This window comes from Photobacterium sp. AWH4_225 (assembly GCF_056158405.1).
The window spans coordinates 250,524-266,517 of the sequence record NZ_JBSWTF010000004.1 but is presented as its reverse complement, the minus strand read 5'-3'; the positions used below and the strand labels follow the sequence as shown (position 1 = coordinate 266,517).

Below are 15,994 nucleotides of genomic sequence, written 5' to 3'. Positions count from 1 at the left end.
TGGGGGATTCCTGACAAGGAGTGAAGCCATGTTTAATGAAGAACGTCATTTTGAACAACCTATCCGTTGGGCAATGGTAGGCGGCGGTCGTGGTAGCCAGATCGGTTACTCACACCGTAACGCTGCACAGCGTGATGGCTTGTTCAAGTTGGTAGCCGGTGCTTTTGACCTTGATCCTCAGCGCTGCCGTGACTTCGGTGAAAACCTCGGCCTTGATGGCGACCGTTGCTATGCCAACTACAAAGAGATGTTCGAGCAAGAAGCCCTGCGCGAAGACGGTATCCAGGCGGTTTCTATCGCTACCCCTAACTCGACGCACTACGAAATTTGTAAAGCAGCACTTGAATCAAACCTGCATGTGGTGTGTGAAAAGCCTATTACCTTCACAACCGAAGAAGCAGAAGAGCTGAAGGAAATTGCAGCGAAGAACAACCGTGTTATCGGCGTGATGTACGGCTACAGCGGCTTCCCTATGGTTCAGCAGGCGCGCGAAATGGTTAAGCGTGGTGATCTAGGTGAAATCCGCGTTATCAACATGCAGTTCGCGCATGGCTTCCACAACGAAGAGTACGAGCTAAACGATCCAGGCCTGAAGTGGCGTGTAAGCCCAGAAGTCTCTGGCCCAACGTACGTGCTGGGTGATATCGGTACTCATGCGTTTTACCTGTGTGAAGTGATGACAGGGCTAGAAGTAGACCGTTTATCTTGCATGCGTCAGAGCTTCATCAAATCGCGCACACCGCTAGAAGATAACGCCCACGTGATGATGGAATTCAAAGGCGGTGCTGTGGGTACACTATGGGCATCAGCGGTTAACGCAGGCTCTATGCATCAGCAGAAGATCCGCATTGTTGGCTCAAAAGCGTCTATCGAGTGGTGGGATGAGCAGCCTAACCAACTTCGCTACGAAATTCAGGGCGAGCCACCACGCATTCTAGACCGCGGTATGGGTTATCTATACCAAGACGTAGAAGGCGTTGCTGCTAACCGCGTTGGTGGCGGCCATGCTGAAGGTTACTTCGAGTCTTGGGCAAACCTATATCACCGTTTCGCATTGGCATTCGATGCTGCAGACCGTGATGACCAAGAAACACTGGCTGGTATCTGGTTCCCAGGTATCGATGCAGGTATCGAAGGCGTACGCCTATGTGAGAAGTGTGTTGAGTCTGCTGACCAAAACGCTGCATGGGTTGAATACAAGTAATAACGAAAGGACGGACCATGACAAAGATTGCACTTCAGCAAGACCGTAAGCTGGATGCCATCGTGTTGGGACGTGCGGGCGTAGATCTCTACGCCCGTGAATCAAACACGGACATGGCAGACATTTCTGGCTTTAATAAGTTTGTCGGTGGCTCTGCAGCCAATATTGCAGTGGCGATTAGCAAGCTAGGCGGCAAAGTAGGGTTTATTGGTTGTGTCGCTGATGATGCATTCGGTGGCTACGTAAAGCAGTACATGTCAGGCCAGGGTATTAACCTTGATGGCATGATGACAGACAACTCGGGCTCGCGCACTTCGGTTGCGTTTACCGAGATGAAACCAAGTGACTGTACGGTATTGATTTACCGCAATAAAGCCTCTGATTTGACCATCAAGCCAGAGCAAGTAGACCCAGAGTACATCGCCAATGCAAAAGTGTTGGTAGTTACAGGTACAGCGCTTTCTGAAAGCCCGAGCCGTGAAGCCACATTGATTGCGATGGAGCATGCGCGCCGCAGTAACACGCTAGTGGTCTTGGATGTTGATTACCGCCCATATTCTTGGCGCACCGATGTTGATGCCTCTATCTACTACGGCATTGCAGCAAGCTTGTCCGATATCGTTATCGGTAACCGCGAAGAATTCGACATGATGGAAACCGTGTTGGCACCGGGCAACAAGGATGACGATGCAACGGCAGAGCGCTTCCTGCGAGCTAATACCCAGGTAGTGGTGATCAAAGCCGGTGAGTTCGGCTCTAAAGTTTACTGCCGTGACGGCCACAAGTTCCAGCAAGGCATCTTCCGCGTAGAAGTTCAAAAACCATTTGGTTCGGGCGACTCTTTTGCTGGCGGCCTAATTTGGACACTGGTAAATGGCGGTGAATTGGAAGATGGCGTCAAACATGGTACAGCAGCTGCTGCCATTAATGTGAGCGGTAATAGCTGTACTGAAGCGATGCCAACCAAAGAACAATTATTCGATTTTATTGAGACCAGAGAACAAAGCCTTTAATAAACCACCTCCGGACGAAGTGATTAAAGGCAATTAGGTCCTGCCGGGTCAGTATTTTTACTGGACACGTCTAGAAAGGTACAAACCATCGAGGCCCGGCCTTTTTATTTAAACAAATTAGACTGATAAACACTGTGCTGGCAATGACAGTTGGAATAGCAGGGCAGTGAGGAGAGAGAAACATGGGCAAGCATATCCCACCATTTGACAATAAAAACCAACCAATTATCGATGTTAACGATGAAGTGACACCACTGTGCTATTTCAACCAAGTTCGTTTAGCTCAAGGTGAGCAGCACCAGCACGTTGTTGAAGGTTATGAATCTGTCATCGTTCTGGCTGGCGGTACCTGTTCAATCACAGTGACCAATGGTGAAAAGACCGAAGTTTTCGATAATATCGGTAAGCGTAAGTCAGTATGGGACGGTAACCCGGAAGCTGTGTATGTACCGCTTGGCTACAGCGCAACCGTTGACTGTGTTAGCGATACGGCAGATGTCATGATTGCTGGCGGTAAGTTCGAACAGTCGCTGGAACCATTCTGTGTCCGTGAAGAGAATGTTGATATTGTTCAGTACGGCTCTGATGACACTAAAACTCATCGTAAGATCAAACACGTATTAGGTCAGTCAAATGCAGACAACCGAGGCCGCCTGCTAGTTAGTGAGCTTTTCACTGTTGGTGCCGGTGGTTGGTCGGGCTTCCCTCCTCACAAGCATGATGAAGACCGCGTTAAGCCTGATGGCAGCAAAGAGACACTTTACGAAGAAGTGTACCAGTTCCGTTTCAACCCAGACTTTGGCTTCGGTGCCCAGTTCCTTTACGAGCATGAAGATGACTTTGGTCCGGTTTACCACGTGCGCACAGGCTCTGTGATTGCTATCGACAAAGGCTACCACCCAAGTGTCGCAGCGCCGGGCTATGAAATGTACTACTTCACCATCATTGTGGGCAAAACAGAGAAGTCGCTAATTCAGCACTTCGACCCTCACCATGAATACCAAGTAGAGACGATCCCTGGCATCAAGGACATGATTGCCAAGTTCAAATAAGGAGGGGCAATATGCTCGTCAATTTAAAAGAACTGTTGCCTCAAGCTGCCGCGTCGGATTACGCCGTGCCTTGCTTTAACGTGTTTGGCTATGAAGATGCTTGTGCAGTGGTTGAAGCTGCTGAAGCGGTGAATAAGCCGGTAATCCTTGCTTGCAACAAAGATGTCGCTGACTTCTATGGGGTAGAGACGGCAGCGGCGATGTTACTGCCATTGGCCCACAACAGCACAGTGCCGGTTTGCCTGCATCTTGATCACACTTATGAGGAAGATGTCGTATACCGTGCACTGAAGGCAGGGTTTAGCTCAGTCATGTTTGATGGCTCTCAGCTGCCGCTTGATGAGAACATCGCTCGTACTCGTGCCGTTGCAGATGTGGCCCATGCATTGGGTGCATCAGTAGAAGGTGAGATTGGCTCTGTGCCATACGATGAAGGCCGGGATCATATCAAGTCGATTTATACCGAGCCGGAAGACGCGCTGCGTTTTGCCAAAGAAAGTGGCGCTGATTGTGTCGCCATTTCAGTCGGAAACGTACACCGATTGACCGAACCTACATGTACTATTGATTTCGGTCGTTTAGATCGTATTGCGAATGTGGTAGATATTCCTTTGGTTATTCATGGTACTAGTGGGATCCGTGATGAAGATATGGAAGTACTAAAGCGTACTCGTGTGTCCAAGTTCAATATCGGAACATGTCTGCGTCAGGCTTTGGGTCATAACTTGCGCGATTTTATGAACGCGGAACCACAAAAGTTTGATCGTATTTACTTTATGAAGAAGGCGATGCCTTTCGTGAAGGAAGAAGCGATTCGCAACTTTGAATTATTATCATAAACTATAGCCTCAGGTGTTAAGCACTTGAGGTATTCTTATTTTGTAGTAGTGCTTTCGGGCAGGAGAGCGGCCAATTATGGATGTTGAAGAACAAGTACCAGCTGACTTAGATACGCTGCGTGAGCTTATTGTAAAGCGATACGACAGTCTAAGTGGGCGACTACAACAGGTAGCTGATTTTGTGATGGCCCAGCCGATGTTGGTCGCGGTCGAAACAATGGCAACCATTGCTGAACAGGCCAATGTTCCTTTGTCTACACTGAGCCGGTTTTCGAATGCGATGGGCTATTCAGGCTTTAGTTCAATGCAGTCGTTGTTCCGTGATCAGTATTTGAATCGTCCGCGGGATTATCTCGAGCGTGTAAAAAAAGCGCGAGAAACTGAAGAAGTGAGCCAAGACTCACCAATGGCTATCTTCCAAGATTTTGGCCAAGCCAATATTGAAGCGATGGAACAGCTGCAAATGTCTGTTTCTCCGCAAAAGCTTGAAAGAGCGGTGAGTTTACTCGATGGGGCAGAAACTATTTACATTCAGGGTATGCGCCGCGCGTATCCCGTTGCTTTCTATCTCTGGTATGCCCTTATGAAGTCAGACAACAATGTGGTGTTGCTTGATGATCATGGTGGTATGTTGTCACCAATGACGCGCCGTATGAATGAAAAGGATGTACTGATCACTGTCACATTCAGCCCTTATGCGCCAGAAACCAGCAGTCTGATTGATACTGCGTTTGAAAAGAAGGTGCCAATTGTCGCGATTACCGATAATCAGATGACTTCACAGGGCAGTAAAATGGAAGTGTGCTTCGAAGTTCAGGAAGGTGAGATCATGGGCTTCCGTTCACTGAGTAGCTCGCTTTATCTGGCACAAACACTGGCGGTTAGCTTGATGTGCCAGGAAGTAAAGGACAGTTAATTAAGTCGCCGTGAAATAAATGGTACTGAATTAACTTAAATCACTTTTTTTAAATTGAGTAACCAGGTTATAAAAATAACAAAAATAACTTGGTTACCTATATATACCCAAGCTACTTCAAGATGCAGGTTCAGCGAGAATTTATAAACTTATAGACAAGGCATTGTTTTGAAGATCTAGTGGCTCTAAATCAAGAAACAATAACGCAGGATAGAAGCTTAGAAAACTCGCCCTTCGGGAGGGTGTCATCACATTCACTCCTTCGTTGAAGTTTTTTGAAAGGGAATGCCATTCCTGCAAATCTTCGCCTTGCATTGAATGCGTTGACAACCCTCTGAATCCTGCATCATGAGGTAACTTGGGTATAGGTATCTTTGAAATCAGAGTGACGTTTGAAGGTACTTAGGTATAAAACAAGTTAAAACCTAGATAAATAATTTCAGCTAAACCTCTCATTTGGGTAGGTGCTTCGACGTGGCACCTAGGAACTTCATTGCACGGCATTTGTTGTCGATAAGGATTGAAAATGCGTTTTGCTCTTCATGGAATGTGTTCGCTTCACAGTAATATTCTTTCTGATATTCGTTTGGCAAAAGAAACGGGTTACCAGGGTTTAGAAATACATACTGAGAAATTATGGCGCTATATTAACGCTGGTTTTACCAGTGAAGAATTTAAGGCAAGACTTGATGCGGCCAATATTACTCCGTCAGCAATTGATATTATCGGCGGGGTGGAAGCGGCAACCAAAGAAGAACAACAGCGCGTATTCAAAGAGGCAGAGGTTTTATGTCGTTTTGCTAAGGATATTGGCGCCCCGACTATTCAGCTTAATGCCTTTGAAAGCTTAAATGCCTTCAGTACCGAAGATAACATCCAACTAACGGCTAAAAACATCCGTTCTATCGCCGATATTGGCCGTGAGCATGGTATCCGATTCCAGTATGAGGGTGCCGCATGGACACCAATTGCCACGCTAGAAGACTACTATCGATTGCTCGATGCGGTAGGGCGTGATAATTTTGGTTTCGTTTTAGATACATGGCACCTGTGGGCATGCCGCGGTGCTACCCTTGAGCAGATCTCTCAAGTTGACAAGTCATTGATTTACAATGTTCACCTATCTGATGGTAAACGCCCGGCAGAAGGCCAGCCTTGGGTTGATGAAAGAGAGCTGCGCGGTTTCTACATCGGTGAAGGTGATATCCCGATGCAAGAGTGGGTAGATGCCTTGCTTCAGACAGGATATGACGGCTTCTTCTCTGGCGAATTCCTCAATGACCAATTGTGGGAACACGACCATTATGAAGTGGCAGAAAAAATGCTGAACGGGATGAAAGCATTAGTGAAATAGCCGGCAAGGAATAGCGGCTAATTTTTGGAATAATACGTTGAATGTAATTTGTTGTTATTTTCTGCGCGCTACCGAAATGGGAGACGTTTAAGAATGAACCTTGAGCGCCGTGCAGATTTAATATTAGTCGCAACAACAATGTTGGCGGCAGCCGGTTGGATATTTTCGAAAGAAGCTATCCAAGGGCTGCCGGCTTTTGGTTTTATTGGCCTACGTTTTGTGTTGGCCTCTTTGTGTCTGCTGGTATTTTGCTTTTCTGATATCAAGAAAGTCGACAAATCCGTTATCCCAAAAGCCCTAGGGGTAGGGTGCATCTTAGGTACGGCGATCTTGCTTTGGATCCATGCTATTTCCGTGAGTGAAACCTTGGGCGAAGGCGCATTTATTATGAGCTTGTCCATGCTGTTCGTCCCTTTAATAGCTTGGCCATTATTCAAGGCAAAACCCCCTCGGACATTCTGGTTGGCATTACCTATCGCCTTTGCAGGTCTATTGATGCTATCACTGGGCGGTGGCAATGGCTGGCAGATGTCTTCGAGCCAGTTATGGTTTATGGCTTCGGCTGTAATGTTGGCGGTTCATTTTAATTTCAACAGCCAGTACGCTCGCAAAATTCCAACATTGCTACTAACTTGTCTCCAGCTGTTCAGCATTGGTTGTATGGGGTTGATTGCTTCATTACTTTTTGAAACCTGGCCTGAGTCAGTCAGCATGACGACATGGGGTTGGTTCACCTTAAGTATGCTGGTTGCAACCAGTTTGCGTTATGTTATGCAGACGATGGGGCAAAAGCACAGCACAGCCGCAAATGCAGCGATCATTATGATCTTGGAACCAGTGTGGACGGTTATCTTAAGCGTGATTTGGTATGCCGAAGAAATGCCAGCCAATAAGCTAGCCGGGTGTTTGATGATCCTGTTGGCTTTGTTTACTTATCGTGGTCTCGGTCATGTGATTGGGTTTATCACCAAAAAAGCGGCGTAAACATATTTATACCCATAGATGAAACGAAACAGGCTTGCATTTGCAAGCCTGTTTTTTTATGAGCTGAATATCGTCATCGGTTACATAGCTTCGGCCCAGCTTTCTGCTTCGATTTTGGCAAGTGCATTAGCGGCACGTTGCAGGGCAGGAAGGAAGTGCAGAGCCTGCTCGGGTTTTAGACGCATAATGGGTGCTTGGATAGCGATACCTAGGTTTGAGCGGCCTCGCTCTGATGGTACCAATACTGCGACACAAAACAGCCCTGGTAAGAACTCTTCATTGTCGATGGCATAACCATTGGCTTTTACTAAATCCAATTCATCATCTAGCTTGTCAAAGTCGATAATGGTTTTTTCGGTATATTGGGTCAGGGGTACATTTTTAAGAAGACGGCGGCGCTGGGATGGGCTCATGTTGGCCAGGAACAATTTGCCTGTTGCCGAGCAATGCACTGGAACCCGAGAGCCCGGGTGTAGGTAAAATCGAAGTGGAGCTTCTGTTTCTACCCGATCGACATAGATAATTTCTCCACCCGACAAAGCGGTAAGGTTACAGCTTTCTCCGACTTCTTCTTTTAATTGCGTCAATACAGCGTGTCGAGCACTGTGAGTTGTGCTGTTTAGTAAGAGTTTTTCAGCAAGATTACGAAGTCGAACCCCCGAGCTGTAGTGGCGGTCGTCGCCATCACGTTGGATGATCCCGGCAGTTTCAAGTTGTTGCAGCATGCGATGGAGAGTGGGTTTGGGTAAGCCGGTTTCTTCAACCAGGCTCTGTAATGAGAAAAATTCGTCCTTTCCGGCAATCACTTCCAACAGGGAAAAAAGGCGTAAGGTTGGGGTGTCGCCCTCTATACGTGTTTGTTCCATAGGCTCTTTCACGATAGCAGTCATTGTTATATCCATTTAATACCTTTCTTCATAATACTATGAATTTTTCCAATTATTTGAATTTACGTTGACGATATAAAATATGATGGTTAATATTTATTCAAATATCAACTTTTGGAATGAATTGTCTCATTATTTGTTGTTTTTGAGGCCAGTGAAGGCAGACTCATGAAAGCAATCCACCGAATAATTGAACAGGCCCAAAAGCAGCCTAAGCGTATCGTATTGTGTGAAGCAGAAGATGACCGTGTGTTGGCGGCTGCCCAAATGACCTACCAGCAAGGCATCGCTGACATTCTCTTGGTTGGGAATCAGGATAAGATTCAAATGGTTGCCAGAGAAAAAGGAATAGATATCGATGGTATGGAGATCATCGATCCTAAAGCGTCAGGATTAACCGGTCCATTTGCGGCCTCTCTTTACGAAATGCGTGCCAAGAAAGGCATGACACAAGAGCAGGCAAAGCTGGAGGTGCTTAAGCCCCTTTGTTTTGCCAACTTAATGGTCAAGCATGGTTTAGCGGATGGTTCTGTTGCCGGTGCCGTTCACACCACAGGCGATGTCGTTAGGAACGCAATTCAGCTGATCGGAATGGCGAAGGGTTCCAAATTAGTCTCGAGCTTTTTCCTTATGATGCTGTGTCAGCCGTTTCATCATTTGAAAGGTGGGATGATCTTTTCTGACTGTGGTTTGGTGGTGGATCCAGATGAAGATCAACTTGCGGATATTGCCCTTTCCGCTGCAGCCAGTGCGCGTAGTTTGCTGATGGAAGAGCCGAAAGTCGCCATGTTGTCTTTTTCTACCAATGGTAGCGCCAAGCATATTGCGGTTGATAAAGTCGTTGCCGCATCGCAAAGGGTTAAAAAACAAGCGCCTGATTTGGCGATTGATAACGATGTCCAGCTCGATGCTGCGATTGTCGCAGAAATTGCCCAGCGTAAGCTCCCTGATTCTAAGGTAAAAGGGCAGTCAAATGTCCTGGTGTTCCCTAACTTGGAAGCAGGCAACATTGGTTATAAGTTAGCAGAGCGGGTAGGTGGAGCCGTTGCGATTGGACCATTGCTTCAAGGGTTAGCTAAACCTGCTAACGATCTCTCTCGTGGCTGCAGTATCGATGATATCTATCATGTTATTTCGGTTACCGTGGTTCAAGCACAGCAGGGACAGAAATAGCATTGGACAGTATTACATTAGACAGTATTGCTCTAGGTGCCATGACGTTGGATAAAATGGTTATATTGCTAGCGATTATTATGGTTGGCACATACTTCCAGACCGTCACTGGCTTCGGACTTGGGATTATTGTTATCGGGGCAGCAACAGCATTTGAGTTGACCTCGGTGGCTATTATGGCTGCGGTGGTCAGTTTGGTTACACTGGCTAATTGTGCTTTTGCACTGCCGGGCTCGACGAAGCTCGTCGAATGGAAATCTGTTCGGCTGGTAGTCATCGGCGTATTGCCCGGTGTTGTGGCTGGTGTGGTGTTATTGGAGTACCTGAGTCATTCGGCAGCCAGTGTGTTGCAATGTCTTGTTGGCGTAATGATTGTTTATAGTGGGTTGAATTTTATGTTACGGCCTGCGGTTCGAGCTGAACGATCGGGCAATACCAGTTTTTTTGTTAGTGGTTTTAGCTCTGGTTTAACCGGAGGGCTGTTTGGTATGGCAGGGCCACCCTTGGTGTATCAGTTCTACCGTCAGCCATTTGATATTACTACGATCCGCAACATGCTACTGGTGGTGTTTGCCTGTACATCGGTATCGCGTAGCGTGTTTGTCGGGGTACAAGGCCAGTTGAATACTGAAATAGTGCTCCTGACTGCTGTTTCATTGCCAATAGTGACGTTAACGACTTATTTGGGACGTCGATTTCCCCCTCCTTTTAGCGCTGAAACAATGCGACGGATTGTGTTTGGTTTGCTGATGGCCATTGGGATCTATTTGATCTTGTCGGCCTTGAAGTGACACGATTTTCGCAGGGTTTATTGAACGCTAGAAAACTAGAGTTCGAAGTAGTCATCCAACGCTTTTCTGGCGTCTGCTGTTGAGCAGTTTGTGAGAAAGCACAGCTCGGCAACGGTAATGGCTGGGTTATCAATAACGTAGGAGAGGAGTGCGCGCGGTTGTTCTGTTTTACCGAAATCGTAACCTATATCCTCGATATCGTGATGTTTTGCAAGACGCTTGTTAATTGACTTTCCGATAGTCGCTAATGCTTCGCTGGAAGTATCTTGTAGTACTGACTGTAGAGCGTTTAACTTCGCTAGTGCTCCAGAAAGTTCGAGATGCCTTTGGTTCGCTTTGCGTTTGGTATCAATACCAATTTCTGTCAGTTTCTCAAGTAAGAAGCTGCGATCTGCTTTACCAAGAGAAGCACTGACGTTCTTTATTTCATACGTTGCCGATTCACTTTCTTCACCCAGTTGATCCAGCCCATTCAGGTAGCTTTGGTAGACTCGCTGCCATTTCAAACAGTTCTTGGCGTCAACAAGTTGGCCTAGTTCAGCTTTTATCGATACCAGATCGCTATATGTGCCGATAAGGGCGTAATTTCGGCTGCGGCGAATCCGTTTAATAGTGCAATTGTACGGCGAGATAACTGAATTTATTTCTGAAATACCAGTGGTTGTGATTTTATGGGCCAGGGAGGGCAGGTTGATTGAAATGCTCGGCTTCATCATAAATCGCTGACGTTCAGTAAATGCTTTAAAGAGAACATCATCTTATGTGTGATGCTCTCTTTAATCTTAATGATTAAGCGTGTTTGGACGCTTAATCAACGTCGCAATCAGTGCAGCTTTGCAGTGCGATTTCGTGCTCAAATACTGCCGTTTCGTTACCTTCGGCAAATAGCTCTGCGATTTCATCAGCGACTTCTTGCTCATCTTCCGCTTCAACTTGATTTGCTAGCTCTTCTTCTGGGTAACCAAAGAAGTTCAGCAACAAGTAATCACGCGCTTCTTCTTTAGTACAAGTCACGTTAACCGAAAGATCTGGTTCAACTTTGCCTTGCTCGATAATCGTAGTCACTTGCGCGATTGCTTCTTCTTTCATCGCTGGCGTTAACCAGCCAAGATCCGTGCTCACTTTGGTTTTTTTACAGTTAAAACAAGGAAGTTGATGAAAGAAATATTGAAAAGTAGTCATGGGTAATTCTTCATTGAGTATCGTATAGCGAGATTATGCTGATTTTCATGCAAAATGAAAGGCCGAACTGTCTTCGTTTCATTACCTCTATCTTGCGTGCATTGTAATTAGCTTCTTTTTGAAACTGCGTGCTGCTCTACCATGAACGCGATCACTTCATCATTTAAGCAAGACTTACTGACATATTGGCGCTGTTTACCAATGTGAAGGATTAAACCTAATTCACTTTGTTGAAGTTGGTCTATTTCATTCCAGGCAATGTGATGAGTTTTATTACCTCTTGTATAACTCACACCTGTAGAGCCGACCTGAAATCCCACTTTGCTGCCAGAGCTTGAACTGAGTGTTTGTCGCCACAACCACCAGGTTCTCTTAAAATAAACACTGAGCACTTCAATAACACTCAGAACAATAAAGAACCAACCAACGTAATTGTTGGGTAGTAGCTCAAATTTTACTAAAACCACCCCAAAAAGAAGAAATAGTATTGCTTTTAAATAGGATTTTGGAAATTCAGTAGGGCTGCTAGTTTGATCATAACACTCTGCAAAAAAGGTCTTGTCGAGGGTGTATTCTGTGGTGAAATCAAAATCTTTGGACATATCTGGCTACTTTGAGGCTTTCTGTGAATGAGTATCCCATGCTGCGACTACGCAGCTCATGTATTGTATAGCTTCTTAGTGCTTTTCTTTAGCTGTTTTGTTTTTCTTTTGTAAAACAATAATACTGACAGGGTCTGCTCTAACAATAGCCAGCTTGCTAGCCAAGTTGGCCTAGTGAATGTCTGGAAATGGCACAGAATTACCGCCTTTGGCAACTAAATCTCTACTACGTTCTCCCCAGATAGTGATAAAATCTCCGCATCAGAATTACCGAGATACTCTATGTTTATCCATCATGTTAACGGCATCGACTGGCTGGTGATTACAGCTTTTGAAGAACTGAAAACTATATTTATCGAAGAAGCCGGTGCGATCCCCTTGTGCTTCTCTACCGCCAGCGAATTGAACCTGATTGATCAAGCCAAGCGCACTTATGGATATTTGCCTACACTCAGCGGCGTAATCACCGATACCGGCACTTTTCAAAGCCAGGATAACGAAGAAGATTTGAACCCACAGCTTGCCTGCCTTGTTGAGGGGCGTGGTCGGGTGTTTATCTATCACGGCGGCTTTGTGGCTTTTGTGGATGACGAGCAAACCTTTATTACCCGAATGGACTGAAAATTATTCAGTAAGTTGAAGTCAGCGAATTGTGATATCCAACTTTGATGGCTGATTCCTCATAATGGCCTCCATTTCAGTATTGTTGGTCAATTAGGGTTGCAGGAATTTTTTTCGTTAGTTTTTTTCTCAGAAATGAATCGGTCGATAACAAGCATGGCGACAAATATATAAGCCATCGAAAAAGCTACCTGAGTGAGCCGGACAAAGATCTTCCCTTCTGCATCGTCCATAATGGGCCCGAGAGACACACCGCATACCACCGTAAAAGCTGTCATGGCGGTCGGTGCAAGCGCACATCCTTTCAACAATTGTTGTGATAGAAGGGCATAGCCAATTAATAATGTGAGCGCGAGAAGTGGCAAGAAAGGTGCGATGACCGCGATTTCATACACGATCACAGCCATCAACCCACCAATAATATTTCCGATCATTGCGTCCTTTATCATGCTTGAGCTGTTACTCGAACTTGCGGCAAACTGAGTAATTTGTACAGCAAGGTAGGTAAGAGTGAACGCACTGACATTGTCCGTGATAAATGCAAAGGCTACGAATGGTAAAAAGGCAACACTTAGTCTAAGCCATCGTCTTGATTCATCAAAACCAGATGGAGGCTTTGGCGTGGATGTCGCATCATCAGGAGGAAGTAAATAGAAAACGGCGCTACTGACAACCCAAGCAATAACAAGGTTATGAGGTAGCCAGATGGCTAAATCCCAGGCGATATTCGGATTGGATTTCATCAACAGTGGGATCAACAATGCACCAAGAAGCGCCATCACAACGGTGAGTATATCTTTCTTAACCACCAGTAATTTATATGAGAGAGATACAGCAATAATAACGGCGAGCAGCGTTGCACTTGGGTATAGCCGCATCGTCGCAAATAGATACCAAGACCCAATCATGTAAATGTAGGCAACCACGATCAGCTTTAGAGCGTACTTTACTGGTACAGGCTTTGGGCTCAGAATGAACAAGCTGGTTAGTACTGCACCGACAAAGGAGAGTTTCCAACCAATCACTAATCCAGAGACAAATACAAACCAAGGGGTCAGAGTAACACGCAACCCATATCTTAATTTTGGATCTGATAGCAACATCGCTCGACCTATTAATATAAGAAGCTGAAGAGAGACATGACTCTAATGTATGCCGCTCCTAGCGTATTCATAATGACGTTGTCGCCTGTATAAATAACGACATCAGCTTGGCCATTGAGGAACAATTTCACATCGTCTTCGGAATTAGCAGAACGATAGTTGGTCAAAACAATTCGCACAGGGAAACGTTGTGGCTCTCTCAACCAATTGGCTTTTGTACTAGGGTTCGGTAGCCCATCAGCACCGAGATTATCGTGAAAAGCGGCAGAGACAACGCTTTCAACCTGACCTTCAAATACTCTGCCTGGGTGGGTATCAAGCACGACACTGACAGAGTCGCCAGGGGCGATTTTCCCAACGTTATTCTCAGTCATGTACGCTTCGATCCAAATATCTCTTCCGTCGATGAAGGTCATGATCGGCTGACCCGCTTGCGCCTGAGCACCTGCAGCTACTGATAGGTTTACCACACCACCATCAGAGGGGGCTCTTAGCTCGGTATAGGTCAACTCGAGTTCTGCCTCGGCGAGATTAACTAATGCTGAGCGTACCTTTGGATTATCTTCACCATCGCTTCCTAAACGTGATGCTGCACTGTTGTACTCGGCACGGGCGATATCAACCGCGCTTTGCGCATCAGAAAGGTTTGCTCTTGCTTCATCCGCTTTTGCTTTTGGAATTAACTTCTTTCGTTCCAGTTCGAGCCATCGGGCGGTTTGAACCTTTACGCTTTCAAGACTTGCTAGCGTACGGGCTAACTGGGCTTGCGCTCGTTCTACCTCTGAAGAAGAGGCTCCGACATCTTGTGTGGCGAGTTCGAGTTCCGCTCTTCTTCTTTCGACGATAAGCTCGAAGGGGCGTGGGTCAATACGGGCGAGCAATGAGCCAGCTTGAACTGCTTCCGTATTCACGGCCTGTACATCGATGATGGTGCCGCTAACCTTTGGAATGACAGGGGTGACGACCGCTTTAACTCTCGCATTTGAGGTGAATGGAGTCGACCTATCAGCGACGACATACCAAAGGAAAATTACGACGGTGAGACATGCTAAGATCTTTACAAATCTGTCCATTTAACAAAATCACTGTATTCGAGTTTGGGAGGGAAGAGGGGGTAAACTGTGTCACCACTCTCATCAATAGCTATCCTTCAGAGCTTGTTTCTATTTGCTCTAGGACTGAGTGGGTTGCACTGTTGTTCTCTGTCGCGACCCATGCCATAAATACTTGGTAGCCTGCCGCTAAGAATGCTGCACCGATGAACATACCAAGTATGCCACCCGACATCATACCGCCAATCGCACCGATCAATACCACAGGCATTGGAACGGCTAACCCTCGACCGAGTACCAGAGGTTTCAAGAAATTATCGGTCAAACTCGCAGCAATCATCAGTACTGTGAAAATTGTATTGTGTAATGCGGAGGTGTCGTTTCCAGACCATAGGAGTACTGAAGCAACAGTCGCAACAAGAGTGACGGGTATCTGACAGATAGCAAAAACAAGTGCCACAATCGTAAGCAGCGGAGCCGCAGGTACGGAAGCAAAATTAACCGTTAGGCCGAAAATTAATGCCGTCAAAAACGCAATACCGATGATCCCGATTGCCACTTGGCGAATCGTTGCTGTAGTTAGCGTATGTAGCTCATCACCGCGCTGTTCATCCGAGAAACTGGTGAAAATTTTCTTAATCGATGCCGCTGCCGGTTGAGCCCAAGCGAGCATGATACCTGCGATAATGATTGCACCGATAAGAAGGAACACACTCTTCGCCGCGCCACTTGCTGTTTCAACAAACCAATTTAGAATCCCCTTAATTTGAGGTTGGCGCTGTTCGACAAAGCTTGGGAAGTCCGTAGCGGCTTCTTTCCATGCTTCATGGAGATTTGTACCGATTACCGGCCAATCTTTAACGCTGTCTGCAGGGGTTGGCACAACGAGCGTTCCTGCTTCATAGGCATCAAAGGCGAGAAGGATATTAGTGGCAAACGCATTGCCTACTAAAGCCGTTGGTACACCTAGTATCAATACACCGATAAGGGCAATAGCCGTCGAACTTCTTGTTGCCGTCCATTTCGTTTTCTTCTCGATAAACAGGCGTATAGGGTAGAGTGCGATAGCAAGCACAAGAGCCCAAAGCAAGATAGGCAGAAAAGGTAGAAACGCCCAACAACAAACAATAATGATGAATGCCAATGTTGAAAATCGAATCAAAGACTTGGTAAAAGCCTTAGAAAGTACCGCTTCTAGATCTTCATTATTTTTCATGATTA

The 15,994-nt window shown here is 46.1% G+C and carries 17 protein-coding genes; 10 read left to right on the top strand and 7 right to left on the bottom strand.

The genetic code is table 11. From position 1 onward, the window contains the following. The first annotated feature begins 28 nt into the window (after positions 1-28). The 7 genes from ACXAD4_RS18615 to ACXAD4_RS18585 all read left to right on the top strand — a co-directional run bounded on the left by ACXAD4_RS18615 (position 29) and on the right by ACXAD4_RS18585 (position 7,362). Positions 29-1,204 (top strand): Gfo/Idh/MocA family protein, encoded by a 1,176-nt coding sequence (locus ACXAD4_RS18615; protein ID WP_475243308.1) that lies wholly within the window; start codon positions 29-31, stop codon positions 1,202-1,204. Positions 1,205-1,221: 17 nt separating this feature from the next. Further along, positions 1,222-2,217, top strand: coding sequence for a 5-dehydro-2-deoxygluconokinase (gene iolC / locus ACXAD4_RS18610; RefSeq protein WP_475243307.1), 996 nt, complete (start codon positions 1,222-1,224; stop codon positions 2,215-2,217). 182 nt (positions 2,218-2,399) lie between these two features. Next, positions 2,400-3,269 carry a 5-deoxy-glucuronate isomerase gene (locus ACXAD4_RS18605; RefSeq protein WP_317522882.1) on the top strand — a complete coding sequence of 290 codons (870 nt, stop codon included), beginning with the start codon at positions 2,400-2,402 and terminating at the stop codon, positions 3,267-3,269. Positions 3,270-3,280: 11 nt separating this feature from the next. After that, positions 3,281-4,108, top strand: coding sequence for a class II fructose-bisphosphate aldolase (locus ACXAD4_RS18600; RefSeq protein ID WP_475243306.1), 828 nt, complete (start codon positions 3,281-3,283; stop codon positions 4,106-4,108). A 76-nt stretch (positions 4,109-4,184) separates the two neighbouring features. Continuing rightward, a complete protein-coding gene (locus ACXAD4_RS18595; RefSeq protein ID WP_317522880.1) occupies positions 4,185-5,024 on the top strand; it encodes a MurR/RpiR family transcriptional regulator in 840 nt (279 codons plus the stop codon). A gap of 526 nt (positions 5,025-5,550) precedes the next feature. Further along, a complete protein-coding gene (locus ACXAD4_RS18590; RefSeq protein ID WP_475243305.1) occupies positions 5,551-6,378 on the top strand; it encodes a sugar phosphate isomerase/epimerase family protein in 828 nt (275 codons plus the stop codon). A 93-nt stretch (positions 6,379-6,471) separates the two neighbouring features. Next, complete coding sequence (locus ACXAD4_RS18585; protein WP_317522878.1) at positions 6,472-7,362, top strand: DMT family transporter; 891 nt, start codon at positions 6,472-6,474, stop codon at positions 7,360-7,362. An 80-nt stretch (positions 7,363-7,442) separates the two neighbouring features. Here the strand turns inward: ACXAD4_RS18585 and ACXAD4_RS18580 are convergent, their stop codons facing one another. Continuing rightward, complete coding sequence (locus ACXAD4_RS18580) at positions 7,443-8,252, bottom strand: IclR family transcriptional regulator (RefSeq protein ID WP_475243303.1); 810 nt, start codon at positions 8,250-8,252, stop codon at positions 7,443-7,445. 165 nt (positions 8,253-8,417) lie between these two features. Here ACXAD4_RS18580 and pta point away from each other — a divergent pair, with 165 nt between their 5' ends. Together pta and ACXAD4_RS18570 are read left to right on the top strand one after the other, a co-directional pair. Then, positions 8,418-9,422, top strand: a complete 1,005-nt coding sequence (pta, locus tag ACXAD4_RS18575) for a phosphate acetyltransferase (RefSeq protein ID WP_475243302.1) — start codon at positions 8,418-8,420, stop codon at positions 9,420-9,422. A 41-nt stretch (positions 9,423-9,463) separates the two neighbouring features. Beyond that, a complete protein-coding gene (locus ACXAD4_RS18570) occupies positions 9,464-10,213 on the top strand; it encodes a sulfite exporter TauE/SafE family protein (RefSeq protein ID WP_475245588.1) in 750 nt (249 codons plus the stop codon). A gap of 35 nt (positions 10,214-10,248) precedes the next feature. On the opposite strand, the gene ACXAD4_RS18565 is transcribed toward ACXAD4_RS18570, so the two are convergent. From ACXAD4_RS18565 to ACXAD4_RS18555, 3 genes are all read right to left on the bottom strand, one after another. After that, the gene (locus ACXAD4_RS18565) at positions 10,249-10,929 is read right to left on the bottom strand and encodes a ribosome recycling factor family protein (protein WP_475243301.1); all 681 of its coding nucleotides are present in this window, start codon (positions 10,927-10,929) and stop codon (positions 10,249-10,251) included. A 91-nt stretch (positions 10,930-11,020) separates the two neighbouring features. Beyond that, on the bottom strand, positions 11,021-11,395 hold the full coding sequence (locus ACXAD4_RS18560; RefSeq protein ID WP_475243300.1) for a hypothetical protein: 375 nt from the start codon (positions 11,393-11,395) through the stop codon (positions 11,021-11,023). Between the two features lie 107 nt (positions 11,396-11,502). Further along, positions 11,503-11,997 (bottom strand): YcxB family protein, encoded by a 495-nt coding sequence (locus tag ACXAD4_RS18555; protein ID WP_475243299.1) that lies wholly within the window; start codon positions 11,995-11,997, stop codon positions 11,503-11,505. Positions 11,998-12,279: 282 nt separating this feature from the next. On the opposite strand from ACXAD4_RS18555, the gene ACXAD4_RS18550 reads away from it, so the two are divergent. Continuing rightward, positions 12,280-12,618 carry a cytosolic protein gene (locus ACXAD4_RS18550; protein WP_475243297.1) on the top strand — a complete coding sequence of 113 codons (339 nt, stop codon included), beginning with the start codon at positions 12,280-12,282 and terminating at the stop codon, positions 12,616-12,618. 89 nt (positions 12,619-12,707) lie between these two features. Here the strand turns inward: ACXAD4_RS18550 and ACXAD4_RS18545 are convergent, their stop codons facing one another. The 3 genes from ACXAD4_RS18545 to ACXAD4_RS18535 all read right to left on the bottom strand — a co-directional run bounded on the left by ACXAD4_RS18545 (position 12,708) and on the right by ACXAD4_RS18535 (position 15,992). Beyond that, complete coding sequence (locus tag ACXAD4_RS18545) at positions 12,708-13,721, bottom strand: hypothetical protein (protein WP_475243296.1); 1,014 nt, start codon at positions 13,719-13,721, stop codon at positions 12,708-12,710. A gap of 11 nt (positions 13,722-13,732) precedes the next feature. Then, positions 13,733-14,794, bottom strand: a complete 1,062-nt coding sequence (locus tag ACXAD4_RS18540) for an HlyD family secretion protein (protein WP_475243295.1) — start codon at positions 14,792-14,794, stop codon at positions 13,733-13,735. A gap of 70 nt (positions 14,795-14,864) precedes the next feature. Then, positions 14,865-15,992 (bottom strand): AI-2E family transporter, encoded by a 1,128-nt coding sequence (locus tag ACXAD4_RS18535; protein ID WP_475245587.1) that lies wholly within the window; start codon positions 15,990-15,992, stop codon positions 14,865-14,867. Positions 15,993-15,994 lie beyond the last annotated feature (2 nt).